The sequence below is a fragment of the Thioclava sp. GXIMD2076 genome (assembly GCF_037949795.1).
Taxonomy (GTDB): Bacteria; Pseudomonadota; Alphaproteobacteria; order Rhodobacterales; family Rhodobacteraceae; genus Thioclava; species Thioclava kandeliae.
The window spans coordinates 2,486,448-2,507,877 of sequence record NZ_CP149932.1; the positions used below are offsets into that span (position 1 = coordinate 2,486,448).

The following is a 21,430-nucleotide window of genomic DNA, read 5'->3' on the forward strand; positions in this document are numbered from 1 at the left end:
AGTACTCCTCCATCATACGGGATAAGTTATCCCAAAAGGTGGACCACTTCAGTGGGGCAAGACCAGAGATCGGGGCCGAGGATTACGACCTTCACGGTCTGCGCTATACGGCTTGCGCCGAACTCGGGGCGCTCGGCCTTGACGATGATATGATCATGGCCGTTTCGGGCCATACGACCAAAGCGATGGTCGCAAAATACGCAGGCCCTGCCCGGCAGAAAGCGCGCGCCAAAATCGCGCAATCCATGCGGGACAAGAGCGATATTTGAGGCTGGACCAGAACAGGCCCGAAACAGGAATGTTGAGAGATTTGTTGAGAGCCATAAAACAAGAGGCATAACAGCCCTGCCGCGCTCTCGAAAACATCAATGTTTTGAAGTTGGTACAGGCGGCCGGACTTGAACCGGCACTCCTCTCGGAAGCGGATTTTGAATTGTGGCGAAATATATTGAAATCATGCCATTAGGCCATTTTTCCAACAAGAACAAATAGAGCACAAACTGGCAATCTGGGAACGGCGGCGAAATGGCAAATTAGCTGATTCCTTTTCACGATCCCCCGCTGCCTTTCGCTATGAAAACCGCGCCCCTGATCATGCCTCTCCGAGGTGATCCCGCATCCAGCGCGCCTCCTCTTTCGCGCTGCGCCCGAAATATCTGCGGAAGTCCCGGCTGAATTGCGAGGCGCTCTGATAGCCGACCTCGATCGCGATACCGGCAATAGAGCCGTGGTTGCGCGCAATCCTCAGCCGCGCCTCGTGCAAACGCATCGCCTTGATATACTGGACCGGTGATGTGCCCGTCAGCTGCTTGAAATGGGCATGGTAGGACGGAACACTCATTCCGGCTCCGGCCGCCAGATCAGGCACCGAAAGCCCCGCCATGAAGCTCTCCCTTATGCGCCCCAGGCTCTCGACAATCCGGCCGGCCGGACCCCGCTGGCGCAGTGCCGCACGCAAAGCACTGCCTTGTGGCCCCACCAGCACCCGGTAATGCAGCTCCCGCAAAAGCCCCGCGCCCAGGATCGCGCATTCCTGCGGATCCGAAAGCGTGGCCAGAACCCTGCCCAGCAACTCCCGCATCCGCGGCTCCAGCGGGCTCGAGACAAGGCTGCGCGCCTGCGCGGGCATCGGCTCGCCCACCGCCTCCAGCGCGACGGCGATCTCGGCAGCGAGCTGGAGGTCGAATTCCAGATAGAGCGCCAGCAGAGGCTCTTCGGGATCCGCCTGCGAGGCCATCCGGAACGGCACGGGGACCGAGACGGCAAGATAGTGATCGGCATCGTAGCGATAGACATTCCCGTCCAGAAAGCCCTGCTTGGCGCCCTGCAGCACAAAGACCGCCCCCGGCCGGTAGAGGACCGGCACATCCTCCAGCACGGCTTCCGAGCGTAGGATGCGCAGCCCCGAGAGGGCCGTGGGATTATAGCCCGCGCGTGGGGCGAGCCTTGCCGCCTGATCGATAAGGGGATGGGATTTCATAGGATCGGGCAATTCTTGGAGATAATCCGCCGTATTTATCGCGACTGGGTCAGACTATCTGTCACCCCATTAGAATTCGCAAGCGAGGACAGCTCATGTCGACCAAGACCTTCTTCATCACCGGCGCCAATTCGGGCTTCGGCTTTGCAATCGCCCGCGCGGCGCGCAATACGGGACATAACGTGATCGGCACGGTGCGCTCGGAGGCGGCGCGGACCTCCCTTCTCGAACGCCTTCCGGACGTGCAACCGGTTCTTTGCGACGTCACCGATTTCGACCATATCGACCGGATCGTGGATCAGGCCGAGGCTGATTTCGGGCCGGTCGATGTTCTGGTGAATAATGCCGGCTACGGGCATGAGGGCGTGCTGGAGGAATCCCCACTCTCGGAAATGCGGCGCCAGTTCGACGTCAATGTCTTCGGGGCCGTGGCGGTCGCCAAAGCGTTTCTCCCGAGGTTCCGGACGCGCCGTGCTGGTTTCATCCTCAATATTACCTCTATGGGTGGCCTCATCACCATGCCGGGCATCGCCTATTACTGCGGGAGCAAATTCGCGCTACAAGGCATCTCCGAGGTCATGCGCAGCGAGATGGCTCCTTTCGGGGTGCATGTCACGACCCTCTGCCCCGGCTCTTTCCGCACCGACTGGGCGGGACGATCGATGATCCGGACCGAGCGCTCGATCTCCGACTACGATAGCCTCTTCGATCCGATCCGCGAGGCGCGCCAAGACAAACACGGCGCCCAGCTCGGCGACCCCGACAAGCTGGCTGAAGCCGTCCTCGGTCTCGTGAATTCGGACACCCCTCCCCCGCAGCTTCTGCTCGGTAGCGATGCGCTCAGCCTGGTGCGCAACCGCCTTCAGTCGATGCTGCAGGAGATCGAGGAATGGAAAGCCATCTCCTCGTCGACAGACGGCTAAGGGCTCAAAATGGTCGGGGCCGGTGACTTCTGCTCACCAGGCCCGATTGCCGCATCGACGATAAGACGTATATTTCCGAAATTTTACTGCCGCGCATCGACGTATCCGGCCCTTAGCGAACTTTCCTGCCTGCCGCAACGAATGACCGCTTCCAAGGCAAAGCAGACGATCAAAACGTAGGGCAGGTCCCAAAGAGGGACAGATCGAACAACACACACCGGCACCCCCCGGTTGCCAAATACACACATCATTTGGTATCGGTAGAGCAGCCTAACCCAGCATACGGCGGTATCGTTGCTTATTCGTCCTCGTCTGACAGATTATCATGGGATTCACGCCGCACAGGCTGATCTCGACTTTGCTATTCCGTTTCTTGACGAGGACATTCCCCTCTACCTTGACCCCTTCATGCTCTGGCGGTCGCCCTCTCAGCAGGATCATGGGCTACACATAGGCCTAATCAACGCCTTCAATCACCTTGGAGTTCTTGCCGCGCAAGGCAAAGAAGCGCAGGCAATCGAGACTTTGATTATCGCCTCCGAGTGCGACGAAGTCGGCTTGGGCACGTCCCTTACCCGAAAGGGAAAGCGGATTGGGGCAAGTAAGGCTCGCGAGATAATTGACCTATTCAAAGTGATTCCGCGCTATCAGCAGAGCGGCTTCAGACACTTCGAGGAGATTCAGTTCTTCATTGAAGGAATATCAAAGGACCGCATTTCTGATATTGGCTGCAACTTCCTGAAGTCGTTCTTGATCGACTTCACGATTGAGCAATGCCACAAGCTCGGCATTCCAACTCATGATTGCACTGTCGAGCATATTTACGATGCTCGCTCAGGCATGTTTAAACGTGAACTTGGCGTTCCATTACCTGTGAACCCTGAAAAAGGCTCACCGATTATCTTCGTGCCAAAGCGATGGCTCCGGTTTGCCCCGTGGATTAGTTACGACGATTACTTTGAAAAGCACTGCCCGCAGGACGAGATTTCGCACAAGCCAGAGGAACTGACGCGAGTTAAGGTTCTAGGCTTTAACCGGCAAAACTACGGCGTCATTGATCAATATATCCAGTTAAAGGAACGCACGGCAGACGATTGTGCGAGCGATCCGCTATTCTCGCAAATCCCCGTCACTTCGGCAAAGCGGGTCTTTGCTGAGATAAAGAAGCTGCCGACAGGGAAAACTAACGGCGCAGATGTGAAGTATGAGCAGTTGGTCGGAAGGTTGTTGCCCTCGCTGTTCTATCCGCACCTTGACTTTGCAAAGGAGCAGGCGCGCACGGATGACGGCGTTTCCATCCGCGACTTGATCTTCTACAACACCCGCTCGACGCCCCTCCTGCAAGAGTTAATGGACGACTACGGGTCGCGGCAAATCACCTTCGAGATGAAAAACGTGGCGGCGATTGAGCGAACCCACATCGACCAGATCAACCGCTACTTGACAGACGAGCTTGGCAAGTTCGGGGTGTTTGTGACCCGAAAGCCGCTCAAGCGTGCTGAGTTTCAGCGCACGATCAATCTATGGGGTGGTCAGCGAAAGGCCGCTATCACACTCACCGATGCGGACTTAGAGCAGATGGTCGAGGTCTTTGACAGTAAACAACGCGCGCCGCTTGACATTTTGAACAAAAAATACGTCGAGTTTCGGCGAGCTTGCCCATAGGAGAGATCATGGACAGCAAAGAAGATGTAGAGCGGCTGGAAAAGCTAGTTGGTCAATTGCAAGGCCTATATGCGGAAATCGGCACGCTCGCCAAGAAGAGCCCGAATGATGCGGTGAATACATTCAAGCTCAAGTTTATCAATCGCGTCCTAGCGATGGGAAACGAAGTGCTTGGCCAGAAATACAAACCATTTGAGGAGTTCGATCAATTCGAGCCTGACGACGCGCCTTCTACGAGTGACGTTACGATGGTCATTTCTCAGTATATGGAAGAAGCGGAGAGGTTTCGCTCCGACAATGTTCGGTTCGCGAATGGTGTGTGGAAGTATGTTGTGAATGGGGTGCCGAGCGAGATTCGATCTGGCCCACCGACAAAGATCGGGAGAAAATAATGGCATTTGAAGACGACTACTATTTCTCCTATATCACGACAGATGCCAAAGTCGCTGAGTATGAAGCAAGCCACGATGTGTTCTCGTCCTTGCTCAACGAAGTGAAAGAGCTTTCAAAGAAAAAGCCCGACGCTTCTATGAGTGCAGGCAAAGTCAAGATCGTGAACCGCGTTCTTGAAAACCTGTTGGTCGTGCTCGAAGGTCAACCCGACGCAAAATATCTTGAGGCTCTAGACGACGACGACTTGCCGCAGGTCAGCGATGCCGTTCTTGTCATGGTTCAATTTAAGTCGGCCCTCGCCTCATTCAAGGAAAGGCACTATCGGAGCGTCTCGCGGATGGGCTACCAATGGATAACCGAAGAACTGATTGATCAACTCAAGGCCGATTACGCAGAAGACCTTGATGATGCTGAGGAAGAAGACGAGACATCATAGGACGTCAGCGAAGGCGAACGGGCCTTGCACCCCCTTCAAGTATGCGCCAACACGACCACTTTTGTAAGTCTGCTTGCATCGGATATTGTTGAAAAAGTCCGTTGCTTGACGCCCGAGGCTTTGATTCACTCGTTCTGAGAGTGGAGGGCATTGCAATGATGGGGCCAAGGCAAGTTGCGCAGGGCGCTTTGTTTTACGATTTCTCTATTGAGAGTTTCGTGCCGTTGGATCACCCGGTGCGGGGTATCGACCGGTTCCTCGACCTTTCGGATGTACGGCCAATGCTGGCACCGTTCTACAGTTCTGGCGGGCGCCCCTCGATCGATCCCGAGCTGATGATCCGCATGCTTCTGCTGGGCTATTGCATGGGCATTCAGTCCGAGCGGCGGCTTTGCGACGAGGTTCATGTTAATCTGGCATATCGTTGGTTTTGCCGGCTCGATCTGACCGACGCGGTGCCGGATCATTCGACATTTTCCAAGAACCGGCACGGGCGTTTCCGTGAGAGCGGGCTGTTCCGGCATCTGTTCGAGACCGTTCTGCAACGATGCATCAATGAAGGTTTGGTCGGCGGTCACAGCTTCGGCGTCGATGCCAGCTTGATCCCGGCGAATGCCAATCAGACGCGAGGCGTCGACAGCAAGGAAGGCCTGTCGCCAGACCTGCTGTCTCGAGCCGTGAACGAATATATTGAAACACTCGACGATGCAGCTTTCGGCGCCGCAACCGCAGTCGTTCCCAAGTACATCTCGCCAGTAGACCCGGCTGCCCGCTGGACGGGAGCCGACGGCGGTGCCGCATACTTCGCTTATTCTACCAATTATCTGGTGGACTTGGATAATGCTGTGATCGTCGATGTCGAGCCAACAGCTCCGATACGGCCAGCGGAGGCGCGCGCCGCACGGGACATGATCGACCGCGTTCAGCAACGCTTTGGCATCAAACCCGGAAAGTTGGTCGGCGATACAGGCTACGGATCGGCCGAAATGTTGGGCTGGCTGGTGGAGGAGCGCAAGATTGCCCCTCACATCCCCGTCTGGGACAAATCGAAACGCACCGACGGCACCTTCTCGCGGGACGACTTTGTCTACGATACGCCCACCGATCGGTATACGTGCCCTGCCGGAAATACGCTCGAGACGTCCCGCCGGAAATTCTCTACGCCGCGCACCACGAATGTCAGCAAGGACGGATTGATCCGCTACCGCGCGCGCAAGCAGGATTGCGACATTTGCCCGTTAAAAGCGCAATGCTGTCCGACCCAACCCGCCCGAAAAGTGCTCCGCTCGGTTCACGAAGCGGCCCGAGACATCGCTCGCGAAATTCGCAAAACCGACGCCTACATGACCTCGTTCATGCAAAGGCGAAAGGTCGAGATGCTCTTTGCCCATCTGAAGCGTTACATCGGCCTGCGCATGATGCGTCTGCGCGGACCCAAGGGTGCAACCGAGCAATTCCAACTCGCCGCAACCGCCCAGAACCTCCGCAAACTGGCCAAGTTGGTGCCCGGGCCAGCCCCCGCATGAGCGGAGCCGGCAATCCGATCTTTTAGGATCGTACGCAAAACGCTTCGAACGTCGACTTTATCAACAATATCATCGCATAGCTGCCGTTCGTTCAGACAGCAGTGAACTTCCGCTATCCGCCCTTTCTTCGGCCTTGGGCGTCTGCGCATTTTGCACGAATATCTCAATCGGGCGGGGCACAGCTAGTTCACGTGTCCATTGCTGGCCAATCATCGCGCGGGGTATCTACCTCCGGCCAGTCATCCAGTAATTCACCCGGCCAATCATCGGGCCTGTGCCCGTCGATATAAGCATTCATAAGTCGAACTATACGCGGCGCAAGGGCCTGATGCTGAATTACTCCCGGATCGCTTTCGATCTGGCTAATTGTGTGCTCATCGGTGTCAAGCATCTCAGCCATTTCGATGACCGAGAGCCCTAGCATTTCTCGAGCCTCTTTGAATTGCATATTGTTCATGAATCTTGCTCCTTTTCTATGCTGTGATCCGCTTCATCGCATCAATCACATCGTACGCGGAATGCAGATCCTGCTGTTAGAAAAGCATGAGATCTCTATGCAGCGTCTAGAGTAGAGAAGCCCCAAAAAGAGGTTACGTTTTGGTAAGGCCCCTCCATGATGAGCTGTTAACTACCCTGGCCGCTGTTTCAAGCATCAGCTCACGGCTCATTAGTCATCCCTCGCCTCAAGGGTTGCTTGGAGCAGCTTTCAAGAATGGGCAGGCGCCCAAAAGCTCACGCGGATCAAAATTGATTGGTCGCGCGTCGAAGTTAAAATGAGTTTCAAGCGCTTCAACTGTCAATTCGATGTCTTGCAGTCTAACTTCGTAAGTGTGTCGAACCTTATCTACCGAGAGAAAATAGTCGTAGAATTTGAACTCCCCTCCCTTAGGAGTGGTCGAAGAAAGCCAAGCCGACGGAATTCCGTAAGTGTCCGCAATTATAAGACCATGAAGCGACGAAGTGATGATCTTCTTACACGAGAGCAGCTCTCGAAGAGTTCCTTCGACGTCGGAAGTCCCGAAGTCAATTAGTTTTATTCCGCTTCCCACATCGAGCTTTTTCCAATCATCGTCAGACCAGCGGATTGCGATGCCGATATCAGCGTCTTTTGGGATATTATCTTGGAAAAAAAGCGGTGCAAGAAGAGCGGGATCACCATAAACCCTTGGACATTCACGACCTCGATCCAGAACCCGTGCCCTAGTAAGAGGCCCTCTAACTGCGTGATACGTTGCTCGTGGATTGACTTGTCGCGGCGGCTCAGGTCCGAACGATCCTGTTCCCCAAACTTGCGCTTCATTCGTTACTCGATTGATAATTGAGCCAATGGCGACATAGCACGGTTCACCCTCGGCGGCTCGAACAACTCGCTTAGAAGTCAGTTTTTCCATTAGCCACTGAGACATGTCGTCCCCGAAATTTGGCGTGACTGGCCAGTAAACAAGCGGCACCTCGCCGTTTGCATTGACGATCAGCCTTTCTTCATCGACCAAAAAATCTTCCAATACATTTCGCATAGTTGGCACCCCTCAATCATCACTCCTGAGCCTGCAATGCTGCAGTTGAAAGGGCAACGTAAATTTGGTGTGCAAGCACCTTTCTGGGAGCAATTTTATTGTAAGGCGAGCATAAGGAAAAGTATTAGCGCCCAAGAGTTCAAACATGAACGGTGGCATTCCGCCCTTCGTATCGTCTGGGCAGATACCAGATCGGGCACTCTCTGAATGCCGGCTGCTGGGGGCGGCTCGAGCACATGCGCGCGGAGCGCTTGCCGATTTGTGAGGCCGCACGCAGCATAAAGTAACCGCCGCCCCTCAGGGCGACGGTTGTGGCGTCGGGACAGGGCTCAGGAGGCGAGCATGCCGTGCGGGTCGAGGACGAACTTCTTCGCGACGCCGCTGTCGAAGCTCTTATAGCCTTCTGCAGCCTGGTCCAGCGGCATGATCGTTGCGTTGACGATGTCCGCGATCGGCAGGCGGTCGTGCAGGATCGCCTGCATGAGCTGGCGGTTATATTTCAGCACAGGCGTCTGGCCGGTGTGGAAGCTTTGTGCCTTGGCCCAGCCCAGACCGAACCGCATCGACAGGTTACCGGATTTCGCCGCCTCGTCTGCAGCGCCGGGATCCTCGGTGACATAGAGACCGGGAATGCCGATGCCGCCTGCCACGCGGGTGATTTCCATCATCTGGTTCAGCACGATGGCCGGCTGCTCTCCGCCCGAATGACCGCGCGCCTCGAAACCGACCGCATCGATTGCCGCGTCGACCTCGGGAGATCCGGTAATCTCCGCGATCATCTCCGGTAGATTGTCCCCCTTGGAGAGGTCGACCGGTGTAAAGCCGACCTTGGCCGCATGGTCGAGACGTTCCTTGTTGAAGTCGCCGATCATGACCACCGCCGCGCCAAGAATGCGCGCCGAGGCTGCCGCCGCAAGCCCTACGGGGCCGGCGCCTGCGACATAGACGATAGAGCCGACACCGACGCCCGCCTGAAGGGCTCCGTGGAAGCCGGTCGGGAGAATGTCCGAAAGCATGGTCAGGTCGCGTATCTTCGCCAAAGCCTGATCCCTGTCGGGGAATTTCAGGAGGTTGAAGTCCGCATATGGCACGGTGACATAGCGGGCCTGCCCACCGATCCAGCCACCCATATCGACATAGCCATAGGCGCCACCCGCGCGCTCCGGATTGACCGTCAGGCAGACGCCCGTGTCCCCCTCGCGACAGCAGCGGCAGCGGCCGCAGGCCACGTTGAACGGCACCGAGACGATATCCCCCACTTTCAGCATTTCGACGTCGGACCCGATCTCGATCACCTCCCCCGTGATCTCGTGGCCTAGGACGAGGCCCGGCGCGGCCGTGGTACGCCCGCGCACCATATGCTGGTCGGACCCACAGATATTGGTCGAGATGACCTTCAGGATGACCGCGTGCTCCAGTTTGCGCCCATCCGGCGCCTGGAGTTTCGGATCATCGATCTTCTGAACCTCGACGACGCCCGGACCGGTGTAAACAACTCCGATATTGCTCATGTGCATCTCCTCCCTTGATCTTGCACAGGCGGGGCGCCGCATGTCGGTATACCGAGGGATGCGGAGCCCCGTTGAAGGAGGCTATATTTCATGAGCTGGATTACATGGCGGAATACGACACCGCCACGGCCGCCAACGACAGGCGGATGTCCGGATCACCCGCGGCCCAGACCTCGGCCCACCTTACTTTCAACAAAAGACGTTCAGACGGGATCTTCGAGGTTTGCCATCCACATCGGCACGTCGGCATCCTCGGCAAAACCCTCGACCTTTGCGGAGCAGAAATCAGAGGCAGCCTTCCGTGCTGTCATATCTTCCGGGATGCAATAGCTTGCCGCCACGGCATCACCGACGACATTCGACCAGCCGGTGATGTTGTCATGATGCTTGATCATGATCGATTGAACGATCCACAAGAAGTCTTCGCGTTTGCCCATCGGGTTTCTCCTCCAATTACCTCGGTAGTATGGCCGATGACAGGTAGGACGGGAGGATGCCGAGGCGAGCTCCGAAGGCGCCCGACACCGCTTCGGTCATGTCGCGAGGGCCTGAGACCCTGCGCCCCGCCGCCAGAACACAAGCCGGTGGTGTCGGGGATGCCCCAGCTCTCCCATGACCGAGCCTTCTATGGCCTGATAATCCTGCATCTGTTTCAGGATAGCGGTGAGCTTCTTGCGCTTATGCCGCGAGCGGATCTGGATGGCCTCCACCTGAACCGGATGCAGACGTGGCGCACGTCCTTCAGACCGGTTCACTTCGAAACTGCGGTGCGCGGCCACAAGCTCTCTCGCCTGATTGGTTGCTGCAATCGCGATCAGATTAACGTGGGAGATGCGATGGGCGCAATTCTCGATCTCGGACTGGCGGCAGACGCGATCGAAGAGCTGCTCGAAGGTCCCGATATCGGTATATCCGCCGCTCTCGATCGGCCCTTCGGCAGAGACCGTCGTGCTCGGAGATGCGCCTTCATCCCAGCTTTCCAGACGATCGGCAACGCTGGCCGTAATGATCCGTTCGTCGGTCGCGATCTCTGCCAGCACATCCACCAGAAAGGCCGGCTCGGATCCCATATTCGACACGATGCAATGCGCCCCCATCTGGTTGCTCCCCGCGCGGGAAATCAGGATGCTCGAACGTTTCTGGCGCTGATAGCTTGACAGGAACAGGTTCAGATAGACGATCCACACCACCGTCGATAGGAGGCTGACCATTGCCTGCAAGGCCGTGACATTCTCGGTTATCCAGTTCCACATGATCATGCCCTTCCCGATCTCGGCTTTCCCGACCGCGCGACCTAGCCTGCGGACGAGGAACGTCGAGGCGGAAATTCACCTCACGAAGCATTTTGAGCGGTGCAGTTTTGCGGCGCCGCAGGCACTGGCATGTGCTTGTCAGTTTGGAACCCCGCCGCTCCCGATGGGTCCGCGCTGGCAGGAGCGCGGAGCCCCGGCCATACGCGCAAAATATTTCTGCATCATGGTGCAACTTCGGACATCACGGTCTCGTGGCTCTTACAGCTCCGGACGAAACCGGCGCTTTGAGGAGGAAAGTTCATGACCAATATCAAGTTCGCACTCGGCTTCGTCGCAGCCCTTGGCGCAGCAGTTCCGGCCTTTGCCGAAAACCCGATGGTTGGCGGTGCGCCGATGTACGAGACCAAGAACATTGTCGAGAATGCCGTCAACTCGGCCGATCACACGACGCTGGTTGCTGCAGTCAAGGCAGCCGGTCTGGTCGATACCCTTCAGGGCCCGGGGCCCTTCACGGTCTTCGCCCCCACCAACGCAGCCTTCGATATGCTCCCGGCCGGCACGGTGGAGACCCTGCTGAAGCCGGAAAATAAACCGATGCTGACCAAGGTTCTGACGGCGCATGTGGTCGCAGGCGACTGGACCGCGGCGAAGATCGCGCAGAAGGCACAAATGAGTTCCGACGGGCTGGCCAACTTCACGACCGTTTCAGGCGACGCCCTCTCGGCGAAGATGCGGAACGGCATGCTCTATATCTATGACGAGAGCGGTACGGTTGCCCGTGTGACAATCCCCGATGTCGATCAGTCGAATGGCGTAATCCATGTGGTCGATCACGTCTTGGTGCCGAAATAAGCGCCCTACCGATTGATGCCGCCGCGACGCCCTGCGTGTCGCGGCAGCCTTCTTTATTTCCTAAATCGAGCGGTCTTCCTGCTAAAAATATTTTTGTCACAAGAAATCGATCTTCATCCCATGCGCCTGCGTTGTTTGCTCAACAGAGCAGTCCTACAGCGGTATATTGGCACATGTTTTGGATTACAGTTTTATTAACGCGCTAGGGCAAAGGCCTTTCCTGTGGAAAAAGGGCGGATTGCCGCCATTCGTCGCACCGCCGACGAATGGCAGAAAAGCGCAGAAGCGGCCCATCGACTCAGCATTTGCGGCAGACCCGAGAACCGTCCGTCGGTTCACCGCGCCGAGTTCCACTTGATCCAAAAGCCTCTCGCTAGTTTTCAGAATGTCAGAAGCACTTCGCATCTAGATCCGATGGCAGATCAATCGGTTGCAGCACGCGCAACTGCAGAAGCTTAACAGTCTGGCCCTCTGCCGGACGGCGGCTATTCACCCTTGTAATATTCCAGGGCAAACAGCCTTTTTGAGTCAGCGAAGTCTCGCGACCTCTGGAGGACATAATATGCCAACCCCTTCCCGAACCGATGCTCTGCCCTGATGCGTGCCGAATTGGAAAATCGAAGGGTGATCCAATTCGGCATTCAATGGCACTACGTTGCGTTATCGGAAGTGTGAAAAATCGACAAAAGGATATCTCGCAGTAGGCGATATTGACGCATCAATCATCCTTCTCCGTCAATGCGACCGCTGCGCGCACCCCCTTGAGGATGGAGCCTTTCGCACTTTTGGGAGCACCTAGTATTCGCTTTATCTCATATGTCACTTCTTCGATTCCTTTACGCAAGGGAACTGCTGCTGTCTTAGATGTAGAGAATGCGAGTAGCTTCTCCGCCATAATATCCAAAAAGACCCTGTCTTTTGCGTTGTCGTCGATCATAATCTTCCAGCGATGCACCCAATTCGGATCACTAGAATCCAGTTGAGCACAGGCAGAAAATATTCGTTCAGTAAGCGATGTCGTAGAATCTTTCGAGATTCCATCAAAGATATCACAGAGCTTCGCTGTCGCGATATTGTCACCCACATCCGAGCACATAAACGAGAATAGCTTCAACTTGAAAGAGTAGACTATCATCGCTCGGTCATCTTTGGACAACGGGCGATCACTCTCACTCATACGCTTTAAAAAGTTGGCGAGAACATCGCCAGCCAACTGGAGTAGAAATAGAGAAAACTTCGCGCTCCCCTTAAAGTAATCCTCTGTGGCGATGATTTTATAGCTCGCGTCAGTATAATCTGAGTTACGCAAGACCCGCCCTAGGAGAATCAGCGTCGCTCTATACTCCGGCATCGACAAGCTTGTGGCGATGTCCTTGTTTTCTGGATCGGCCGTCGCCCCATAATCCGCACTGTCTACTGGCTTGCCTTCATCATCTTCCATCTTGGAGCCAGAGGGGGGGCGTCGCTTATTCTCTGACAATCTAGCCTCAGCCTCATCGACAATATCATCCATTTCCTCACGCGAAAGATTCTTGTTTAGAATCCTATTCAACTTGGCTTTTGTGGCATGTACCGCATCGCTCTGATCTGCGATCTCTATTAAGTTTGATAAGTCCACATGGCGTAAATCTTCGGGGCAACCACTCTTAATCTTATCGCACAGGATCTCAACTATGCTGTCGTTTTCTCGAGAAAGCCCAGAGTGAATTTCGATCTCACGCGAATAGCGGAGGAAGTCGGCGGAATTAAGTATGCCCGTAAGTCTTGCGTGCGAAGCACCAATGTGCTTCGCAGCATAATACTCTTCGAAGCATTGATATTTAAAACATATGTAATCTTCCGTTCGGCTTAGAATGCCACATGCAACCAGAGTTTGAATTGCTTCAGACGCGTCAGTATTAAGGGCTTTGGTCCTGAAGAAATCAATTAAATGAGTCAAAAGTTGATTTGGCGTCGCCTGCCCGCCGTTATCTTTCATAAACATCGCAACAGAGCTGAGTACAATTTCCTTGCCAATGACATCCATACCTTCACGAAGAATGTTTGAGAAGTCCGCTTTGCCGAGCAGATAATCGGCCATATTCATGATAAGGACAGATTCATTAATCCGTTCCAGCCTACGCTCCGCATGCATTGCCCAAAGCAGAAGAGTCACAATATAACCCGTCTTGGGTAGATCACTGGTACGAATCTGCTCCATTAGTAGCTCATAGGTCGTGTCACGGTCAGAGCCCGTGATATCACACCACCTATGTGTCAGCTCACGGATCAGGCGCCTCTTCAGTGGCTTTATCTTAATGAAATCAAAATTATCTATGTAATCTGAATTCGGACTCTTCGGGTTCATACTGGCAAGCCTCTCTGTGGAAAAGAGAAGCCAGCGGATGTTCGGATAGTTCTCGATACATTTGATAATCTCTCTCTTGCTACTTAAATTTTCTCCAGAGAAGTTATCGATTAGGAGCGTCAGTTCACCCGATGCCAAACTCTTTTCCAGGTCAAACCCTGACTTTGATACTGGTAAGTAATTGGAGACTGCTCTGCCTAGCTCGTAGATAGACCCCTTGAAGATCTTGGAGCTGACGATAACAGGAACAACCGGCTTGCCTGAGGCGCCCTCGGCTAGCAAGACTGAACAATAGTGGGCAAGGCTCGTCTTTCCAATCTCTCGATCCCCAGTAAAAATTAGATTCCGGCCACTTCGGAGCAAAGCGGAGAGATTAGCCTCATCGCCTGGTTTTCCAGCTTCAACAAAAGCGCAATCTTCATTCTCCGCAGTTTCTTCCAGTGCTCCTGAAGAACTAAAAACGCCGGAGCTATGGAATAAAGGCGGGACAATGTAAGCGCTATGTGGGTCGCTCCGGTGAATCGCCGAAAGATCCGAAATATTGAACTGCTCTAGGGCTTTTTGCCGGATAACTGGGCGGCAATCTCTTAAATATTTCTCAAGCTCGACGTTTAGCTCTTTTTTTTTAGGTTGATATGAGAAGCGCGCTACTCCTCCCTCAGCGACATTCTCTCCTGCCCCAAACCGTCGCGCACCATCAAAATATGTTCGAATCTGAAGCTCCACCTCACCCGTATCACTGTCAACAGTTACGACGTGATAACTATTAAGGTGCTTCCTTTCAGCGAAGATCGAACCCGCTTGGAGAAATACAGATTTTCCTGAGATTGTCTGCCTTGCTTCGGGTCTTACACCGTGCAAGTGCCCGAAAGCCATAATGTCGTAATTCTGACTGAGCCGTTGCTCAACCGACAGCTCATCAAAGTCACAAAGCCAACTCAGCGGGTGATGAAACAGCGCTATCCTTACATCTGCGTCAGGCAGAGAGGATATTGCGTCGTCCGCATTTCGCTCGCCAAGGAGGAGTTTGCCGTTGTCAATGTTACCCGATTCCCCACTACTTCTCCAAGAATTGTTGAAGCTAGTTATTAAGACCTGCATGCCGTTCAGATTCAAAACGTAGGATCTATGTAATGCATGCGAAACACTTGGGGTCGCAGATTTAACTGATTGATACTTGGTGAAGTTCGAACATCTATCAAGCGCGAGCAGTGCATTAGGCTCTTCATTCCTCGCGTCATCAATGAAACGATTAACCTCTTCCGTGGAATTCAATGTTACCTTCAGACCGTTCTCAAGAATCTTATTCTTTCTAACGCTGGATCTCGATATGTCATGATTTCCCGCGCATATGAAATACCGCTCCTTGTCCAGGTTCGTGAATTTAATGATGCTCTCGACAAATTCAGCGTGAGCAAGATCGAAGTCTTCAGACTTCTCTCCAGCTTGCACCAAATCACCCGTACAAACTACAAAATCAATGGACACCCCCTTGTCGTCCATCAAGGAACCTAGATCATTCAATAGCGCATCACGGACGATAGAAATGTCATTCCGCTTCGCCTCCGACCAGTGCACATCCGAAAAGTGCAGGAATGAGAATTTAGCCATCAAACGCCCCAGTGTGTCATCATGTCAAAACCTTGTGAACTCGCAAAAGATATCGCTGGCTATTCAAGCCATGCATATTACCGAAAAAGCTTTTAGCATCTAATGCGTGATTCCTTCCGAATGTTATATGTCTGGCATCACCGCGGGGAATGGTAGAGCTTTCTTAACGTTTTCTCCATAAACTATCCGAGTTTTCGACATATCCTTCCAAACACACAACACTAAATCGTCGAAGAAACACCGTAGCCCCTGGATTCGCTACGAATCTAATTGAAGGGAAAGTCGAACTGGGGCCGCAACCGAAAGAGAATACCAATTTCCTTAACTTATAGGGCAAACATGGAAAGAGAGTTAACCTTGTTAGATGCTTTATCGCAACAGTTGCAGCGTTACGGGGTATTCGGTTTCACAGGAGAGAGTTTCACCAGATGTAGTGAGACGTATCGCGTGACATCAGAGATCAATGGTGACGAACGAAACCATGACCAAGGACGCGCTCGGTTTGGTCAGATCAAGGATCGAACGAACGTCTAAGCGATGTTGTGCTTGCCGTCACGACCCTGCCACGGCATCAAGAAACCTGAGCGGATGAGAGCGGGCGTTCCTTCGAACCATTTATAGTAGTAGTCTCATAGTGCGCATCAACTACCGCTAGCTACCATTTCCCGTCGCTGGTAGCTAGCACAACTGCAGCTAGGACTTCTGGGCAGCTATTCGCCCGACCTAGCGCTGAAAACAAGCGAACATTCTTTCATTTTTTTCACTTGTTCGTCGACCTGCGGGGCCGGCAGTTATGAGGTGCGAGCGACCATCTGCGGAGCTTTATCCGAAGGTCGGCTATGGGCCGAACGCGTCGATAGGTTGGCGCGGCCCTCGTGATGGGGCCGCCGCGCCGCTGCATGATCGGTTTGAGCCCATCGCCGTCAGTGATTGTCCTGCCGAGTTCAGGCTAAATGTAGTCTAGTTCGGCCCGGTAGTTCTTCTGGATCATCTCAATTAAAAGTGGCGCGCTTGGAAGGGAAGGCCCCTCGGGATACCTTTTTTCGGCCTCGCTGAGAGGGCGCTGAACACGCCATTCTTCTTTCCCATTCCAAAAGAACCAGAGAGTGTCATCTCCCTTCAGATTGTTGGTTCCTCTGAAAGTTGGAAAATCTTGAAGGTGATCAGGCACCTCAACATGGGCAACCAGCGCGAAAAGTCCGGAGCGCACGGCGTGTTGTATCAGGAATGTTGTGGTAATTTGCGGGCTGCCCGCCACCACCGAAGCGAAATCCTCCGGTTCTTGATCGTAGAAATCCCTGAACACCGAGATTACGAATCCCCACTTCTCGTGGCTATGCGTCACCAGCCCGTAGCAGACGCCTTCAGACGTCAGGATCTGAAAGACGTCGCCTATTCTTACCGTCCGCCTACCGAGAACTGGCATGAGTCAACTCCATTGTCTGCGGTTCTGATGAATAGCCTGGACCGTCCACTTTGTCCGCATAAGCGACGTTCGCTCCGAGTCTCGCGGCACCTTGCAACGATCGAGCGCTTCGGGGAAGCTGCACTGCGGCAAGGGAGCATGCCCGGCCGGCCGGTAAAGGCCGAAAGCGCTAAAAGCATGGCTTCTGGGATCGACCCAGATGATCTAGCCAAGTCGCTAATAACGATCCCTAATGTAACTATTGTAAAATGACCCCTTTGATCCGGCAGCTAAGAATTCGTGAAAAAGCCTCTCGGGGACCCCGTGATAGTCGTATCTCCCAGTTTCATTAAACCAGATTGAAAGGGTTCCGTTAGTCCACTCGATGCGAGAAATGGCTGAAGATCTAACATATGGCATATGCACCTCAATTTCGCTGCGATTCCCAGCAGTCTAGCGCATTCCTAAAGGACTGATAGCCATGACTAGATGGCTTGCAATCCTATTCCAAAGCGCTGGAGACTGGCACGAAGGTTGAGCCCACATCGTGCAAGCTTGTGTGGCCAGTCGTCCGCTGCACTTTGCACGAAAGCCGTCACTCGGTCGTTCTTTTCATTCCACCGCACGATCAAACGCCTCAACCGCCACGCGCCGCCGTCCCTCACAGGCGATCAGCTCATCCCCAAGCCGCGTAATACTCACCGCGTCATCCGCCAGCGTCCCGCCTGTCGCGAGAAGGGATGCCGGTGAGGCGCACGGTATGCGGGCGGCCGCGGGCAACACCACCTGCGGCCGCGGTGCTTCATCGGCCACCACCGGCCCAGTGCTCGCGGATTGACTGCAGGCGGCCAGCAGGAATGCCGGGGCCAGAGAGATCGGGATCAGTTTCAAACTCATCGATAAGCCTCCTTCGGGCTGTGTCTCGTTCGCCCTGCGCGATCGACAGCGCGCGTTCTGCCTCTGCCAGCGCCGCGTTTGCAGCGTTGGTCTTCTCGATTGCCTCGGCGGTGCGCTGACGCTCTGTCAGCAGGGCTGCAGCTTTCACCGCATCCCATGCCGCCTGCTTGGCCGCGAGCTGCGCACCGAGCCGCCAGTCCTGAGCGGACCACCCTGCCCCGAAGCTCGCCGCCATCATCAGCAGGAAGGCGGCGCCCGTGATTACAGACCGGACAGGCATAGTTCACGCTCCGCCTTGCGCCGGTTGGTCAGGCCGCGCACGACGCGGCCGCCGGCCTTGTTCCACATCAGAAGCGCATCACAGGCCCCGCGCAGATCGCCCGCCAAGGCCCGGCGCGACATGCTCGAGCGGCAGAAGTCATGTGACCCGATGTTGTAGGCCGCGCTGATAAAGGCCGCGCGGGTCCGCTCCGGCAGGCTCGCGGGCAGACAGGGCCGGATCTCAGCCTCGAACTGCGCCACGCGCTTGGCAAGCTGCGTCCGGCACTCGGCCTCGGTCGCCACATCGCCCATCTTCACGCCTTCGGTTTCGCCAAAGCAGATCGTCGGGATGCCCACGATATCGCGATAGGCGCGCAGCTCCCTGCCCTCCCAGGGCGCGATCGTGGTAATGGCCAGCGCAATGGCGGCCGCCACACCGGCCACGCCCGCCGCATGGCGCTTGCGCAGCGCCCCGCTCTCGTCTCGGCTGAGATCCTCGGACCAGATGCCGGATTGCTGGACCAGACGCGCGATGGTGGCCGCGATCGAGATGAGGCCCGCCAGCGCGGCAAACGCCCCGGGCGGCATGCCGAGAAGATCCGCATCGAGAAGCGAGACCACGACCTCGAGGCCGGAGAGCACCGCCGTCAGCAGGATCAAGCGGATCGACCAGGCGCGCAGCAGCACCTCGCGCCAGTCGGGCAAGAGTTTGAACATTCCATTTCTCCATGAAAAAGCCCCGCCGAATTGGCGGGGCGTGGTGGGGGATCGAAGGCGGCGCTTAAAGCAGGCGTCCGGCCTCGGAGCGGTTCGAGATGATCAACTCGCGCGCCTCGGTCGCGCCTTTGGCCGAGACGCTGTATTTGAGCGCCACCTCCTCGAACTCGAAGCCCGCGAAGGTCTCGCGGATCTCGGGCGTATCATTAATCGACAGCACGAAACTGCCCTTGATCTGGCCGAGCTGCTCGGCCATGCGGGCAAACTGGGCGCGGTCGAAGATGTTCTTCCCGTAATCATTCTCCCCGCCGTAATAGGGCGGATCGAGATAGAAGAGGCTGCCCGCGCTGTCATAGCGGCGCACCAGCTCGGACCAGTCGAGACACTCGAAGACCACACCCTCGAGCCGCTCATGCGCATCCTCCAGAAGCGGCCCGATCCGCGAGAGCGAGAACCGCGCCCGATCGGTCGCGACCCCGAACACCCCGCCCAGCTGCCCGCCAAAGGCCAGCCGCTGGAGGTAGAGGAAACGCGCCGCCCGTTCGAGATCGGTCAGGGTCTCGGGCGGCTGGGTGCGCAGCCGCTCGAACTCGCGGCGCGAGACGATCTGGAACTTCATCACCTCCATCAGCTGGGGGTAATGGCGCTGCAGGATCCGGAAGAGATTGACGATCTCGCCATTGATATCGTTGGCCACCTCGAGCTTGGGCTTAAAACGCCGGCGCAGGAACACGCCCCCCATGCCCACGAACGGCTCGATATAGGCGTGATGGTCGATCGCCTCGATCTTCTGCACGAGACGTGCGGACAGATGTTTCTTGCCGCCCAGCCACGGCGCAACGGGTTGGGCGCTTTTGACTTGATTATACATATGATTCTGCCTGATACGGCGCCCGCCCTCTCGGGGGTCAGGCGACCAGTCTTGCAGCTGCTTGGGTCGGTGCGGTGTTTTCTAGGCAGTCGCACGGTCGGGGTGTTAGCGCACCTCGGCCCCTGAAAGGGGTAAACAAAACGCCCCACACGGTGGCGGGGCGTCATGAATTTTGCATGGGAGCCGCGGGGGCTCTGCGCTCACGGCCAAATTATTAGGCAGCGACTCTGCGTCAGGCAGCGCAGCCGGTATTTCGGGTTTGTCGGGTTTTTGATCATCAACTAGTGTTGATCTGCGGCGTCATGAGTTGCCGTTTCTACAGGCTCAAAGGCGCGGGTAGCTGCCAGGAACCCGCGCCTTTCCCGTATCTCTCCCATGCGATCAATGGCTTCACCCGACAGGGCGCACTCAAGCGCCGCTCCGGTAGTGCGCCAGCCTGCGGACCGAGCCGCTTGCCCCTTGCCTGCATGCCGCAAAGTCAACACATGTTGTGATTGATTTTAAACAGAACTCGCATAGGCTCCAAGTTGTAACCAGTACCGGGCGCGGGTTCCGAACCACCACTCCTCCGCGCCCGTTTCCCCTTTCCCTCGCGTGGCCCTGCGCTCCACGATGGCCGTGAGGCAGGTTGTGGCAGGCATCCCTCATTGCATCACGGAGAGCCCCGTTCGATGGCGGGGCAGAAAATCTAATCTTGTCAGAGCTTCGCGGTGCCCTAATTCGTAAGATGCTCCGGAACTTGTTACACCACTCCATAGAGAGCACTAAGGCGCGGCTTGGGCGAACGGCCGCGCCTTTTTCATCCCTTCTTCAGCAGACGATAGGCCACGGGCTTGGTCTTTTCGGGAATGAGCTTCCCATCGCAGTCATATTGCAGCTGCAACTGGACCGTGATGCGCCCGGGATAGAGCGCCGCTGGCGGGACCAGCTCGATCCTGACGCGCGAGAGATCCGTGCCGATCTGCTGGATCGGCGCCGAGGACGCGCGCATGCCCGGCAGATCCACATTCGTCACATCGCGGAACAGCGGCACCCATTGCATGAGACGGCAATCCTCACCCAGTTCGGTGCGCTGTACGAAGAGGTGCAGCACCACGTTCTGTCCCTGCTGTACCGGCTCTTCGATATAGGCCATGCCGAAGGGCTCACGGATCACCCGATCCGCCCCCGTGGCCGAAGCCACGGCTTTGGTCAGGGTGTCGAGCTTTGCCTCCCATCCGTTGACCCGATCGGGGAGCGTCCAGAACCGCAGCACACCTTCCTTCACGGGAGTGAAGATCCATACGGCCACAACGGCCAGCGCGCCGATCAACCAGCGCACGGCAAACTTCAGCAGCTCGTCGCCGAAGAACTTCCCGGCTTTTCGCGCCTGTGTCTTATCCATGTATCGCCTCATAAAAAATCCCGCCTCGAGGGGCGGGTCATCCTGCGTCTTCTGTGCTGGTCTCGTTGGCCTCCGGATCGGGTGGCGCCGGCAGCGGCACCGTCCCGCTGGCTACCGTGACGGCTTCGGGGAAACGCTGCGCCTCGGAGGCATTATCTCCGATCGGCAGGAGCAGCGTGACGGTCCAGCCGCTTGTCGCATCCCGCGTGGCGCTCTGGATGTAGCCGGCAAGCCTCGTTTCTTCGTCATATGCGAGGGCGGTCAGATCGTAGTCGGTGCCGTTGACGGTCAGCGTGGCGCCCTCCACGGATAGCTCGTGGAGTTCGTAATCGGTGCCCGGACGGCGGACGATGGGTGAGAAGATGATCTGCATGATGTATT

General features: G+C 55.9%; 20 protein-coding genes. 7 read left to right on the forward strand and 13 right to left on the reverse strand.

What is annotated here, in order from left to right:
* The first annotated feature begins 38 nt into the window (after positions 1-38).
* On the forward strand, positions 39-269 hold the full coding sequence (locus tag WDB91_RS12295; protein ID WP_339112843.1) for a hypothetical protein: 231 nt from the start codon (positions 39-41) through the stop codon (positions 267-269).
* A gap of 323 nt (positions 270-592) precedes the next feature.
* On the opposite strand, the gene WDB91_RS12300 is transcribed toward WDB91_RS12295, so the two are convergent.
* Entirely contained in the window at positions 593-1,480 is an 888-nt protein-coding gene (locus WDB91_RS12300) for an AraC family transcriptional regulator (RefSeq protein WP_339112844.1), read from the reverse strand.
* Positions 1,481-1,575: 95 nt separating this feature from the next.
* Here WDB91_RS12300 and WDB91_RS12305 point away from each other — a divergent pair, with 95 nt between their 5' ends.
* From WDB91_RS12305 to WDB91_RS12325, 5 genes are all read left to right on the forward strand, one after another.
* Positions 1,576-2,403 (forward strand): oxidoreductase, encoded by an 828-nt coding sequence (locus WDB91_RS12305; RefSeq protein WP_339112845.1) that lies wholly within the window; start codon positions 1,576-1,578, stop codon positions 2,401-2,403.
* Between the two features lie 294 nt (positions 2,404-2,697).
* Positions 2,698-4,068 carry a hypothetical protein gene (locus WDB91_RS12310; RefSeq protein ID WP_339112846.1) on the forward strand — a complete coding sequence of 457 codons (1,371 nt, stop codon included), beginning with the start codon at positions 2,698-2,700 and terminating at the stop codon, positions 4,066-4,068.
* Between the two features lie 8 nt (positions 4,069-4,076).
* The gene (locus tag WDB91_RS12315) at positions 4,077-4,460 is read left to right on the forward strand and encodes a hypothetical protein (protein WP_339112847.1); all 384 of its coding nucleotides are present in this window, start codon (positions 4,077-4,079) and stop codon (positions 4,458-4,460) included.
* Positions 4,460-4,897, forward strand: coding sequence for a hypothetical protein (locus WDB91_RS12320; protein WP_339112848.1), 438 nt, complete (start codon positions 4,460-4,462; stop codon positions 4,895-4,897). Before WDB91_RS12315 ends, WDB91_RS12320 begins: the two co-directional genes overlap by 1 nt.
* A 155-nt stretch (positions 4,898-5,052) precedes the next feature.
* Positions 5,053-6,423, forward strand: a complete 1,371-nt coding sequence (locus tag WDB91_RS12325) for an IS1182 family transposase (protein ID WP_339112261.1) — start codon at positions 5,053-5,055, stop codon at positions 6,421-6,423.
* A gap of 187 nt (positions 6,424-6,610) precedes the next feature.
* Here WDB91_RS12325 and WDB91_RS12330 read toward each other — a convergent pair whose 3' ends face one another.
* The 5 genes from WDB91_RS12330 to WDB91_RS12350 all read right to left on the reverse strand — a co-directional run bounded on the left by WDB91_RS12330 (position 6,611) and on the right by WDB91_RS12350 (position 10,704).
* Entirely contained in the window at positions 6,611-6,880 is a 270-nt protein-coding gene (locus WDB91_RS12330; RefSeq protein WP_339112849.1) for a hypothetical protein, read from the reverse strand.
* Positions 6,881-7,106: 226 nt separating this feature from the next.
* Positions 7,107-7,940: a polysaccharide pyruvyl transferase family protein gene (locus WDB91_RS12335; RefSeq protein WP_339112850.1), complete on the reverse strand. Its 834-nt coding sequence runs from the start codon at positions 7,938-7,940 to the stop codon at positions 7,107-7,109.
* Between the two features lie 329 nt (positions 7,941-8,269).
* Positions 8,270-9,451, reverse strand: coding sequence for a formaldehyde dehydrogenase, glutathione-independent (gene fdhA, locus WDB91_RS12340; protein ID WP_339112851.1), 1,182 nt, complete (start codon positions 9,449-9,451; stop codon positions 8,270-8,272).
* A gap of 203 nt (positions 9,452-9,654) precedes the next feature.
* On the reverse strand, positions 9,655-9,888 hold the full coding sequence (locus tag WDB91_RS12345) for a hypothetical protein (RefSeq protein ID WP_339112852.1): 234 nt from the start codon (positions 9,886-9,888) through the stop codon (positions 9,655-9,657).
* 96 nt (positions 9,889-9,984) lie between these two features.
* Positions 9,985-10,704 carry a hypothetical protein gene (locus tag WDB91_RS12350; protein WP_339112853.1) on the reverse strand — a complete coding sequence of 240 codons (720 nt, stop codon included), beginning with the start codon at positions 10,702-10,704 and terminating at the stop codon, positions 9,985-9,987.
* Between the two features lie 300 nt (positions 10,705-11,004).
* Between WDB91_RS12350 and WDB91_RS12355 the strand changes: the two genes are divergently transcribed.
* Positions 11,005-11,556: a fasciclin domain-containing protein gene (locus tag WDB91_RS12355; protein WP_339112854.1), complete on the forward strand. Its 552-nt coding sequence runs from the start codon at positions 11,005-11,007 to the stop codon at positions 11,554-11,556.
* Between the two features lie 718 nt (positions 11,557-12,274).
* Here the strand turns inward: WDB91_RS12355 and WDB91_RS12360 are convergent.
* The 7 genes from WDB91_RS12360 to WDB91_RS12390 form a co-directional block, all read right to left on the reverse strand.
* A complete protein-coding gene (locus WDB91_RS12360; protein ID WP_339112855.1) occupies positions 12,275-15,514 on the reverse strand; it encodes a metallophosphoesterase in 3,240 nt (1,079 codons plus the stop codon).
* 949 nt (positions 15,515-16,463) lie between these two features.
* Positions 16,464-16,940: a hypothetical protein gene (locus WDB91_RS12365; protein ID WP_339112856.1), complete on the reverse strand. Its 477-nt coding sequence runs from the start codon at positions 16,938-16,940 to the stop codon at positions 16,464-16,466.
* Between the two features lie 781 nt (positions 16,941-17,721).
* Positions 17,722-18,096: a hypothetical protein gene (locus tag WDB91_RS12370; RefSeq protein ID WP_339112857.1), complete on the reverse strand. Its 375-nt coding sequence runs from the start codon at positions 18,094-18,096 to the stop codon at positions 17,722-17,724.
* Entirely contained in the window at positions 18,078-18,794 is a 717-nt protein-coding gene (locus WDB91_RS12375) for a lysozyme (RefSeq protein WP_339112858.1), read from the reverse strand. Before WDB91_RS12375 ends, WDB91_RS12370 begins: the two co-directional genes overlap by 19 nt.
* A 64-nt stretch (positions 18,795-18,858) precedes the next feature.
* Positions 18,859-19,665, reverse strand: a complete 807-nt coding sequence (locus WDB91_RS12380; RefSeq protein WP_339112859.1) for a DNA adenine methylase — start codon at positions 19,663-19,665, stop codon at positions 18,859-18,861.
* Positions 19,666-20,464: 799 nt separating this feature from the next.
* A complete protein-coding gene (locus WDB91_RS12385; RefSeq protein ID WP_339112860.1) occupies positions 20,465-21,049 on the reverse strand; it encodes a hypothetical protein in 585 nt (194 codons plus the stop codon).
* Positions 21,050-21,086: 37 nt separating this feature from the next.
* Positions 21,087-21,422: a hypothetical protein gene (locus WDB91_RS12390; protein WP_339112861.1), complete on the reverse strand. Its 336-nt coding sequence runs from the start codon at positions 21,420-21,422 to the stop codon at positions 21,087-21,089.
* Between the last annotated feature and the right edge of the window lie 8 nt (positions 21,423-21,430).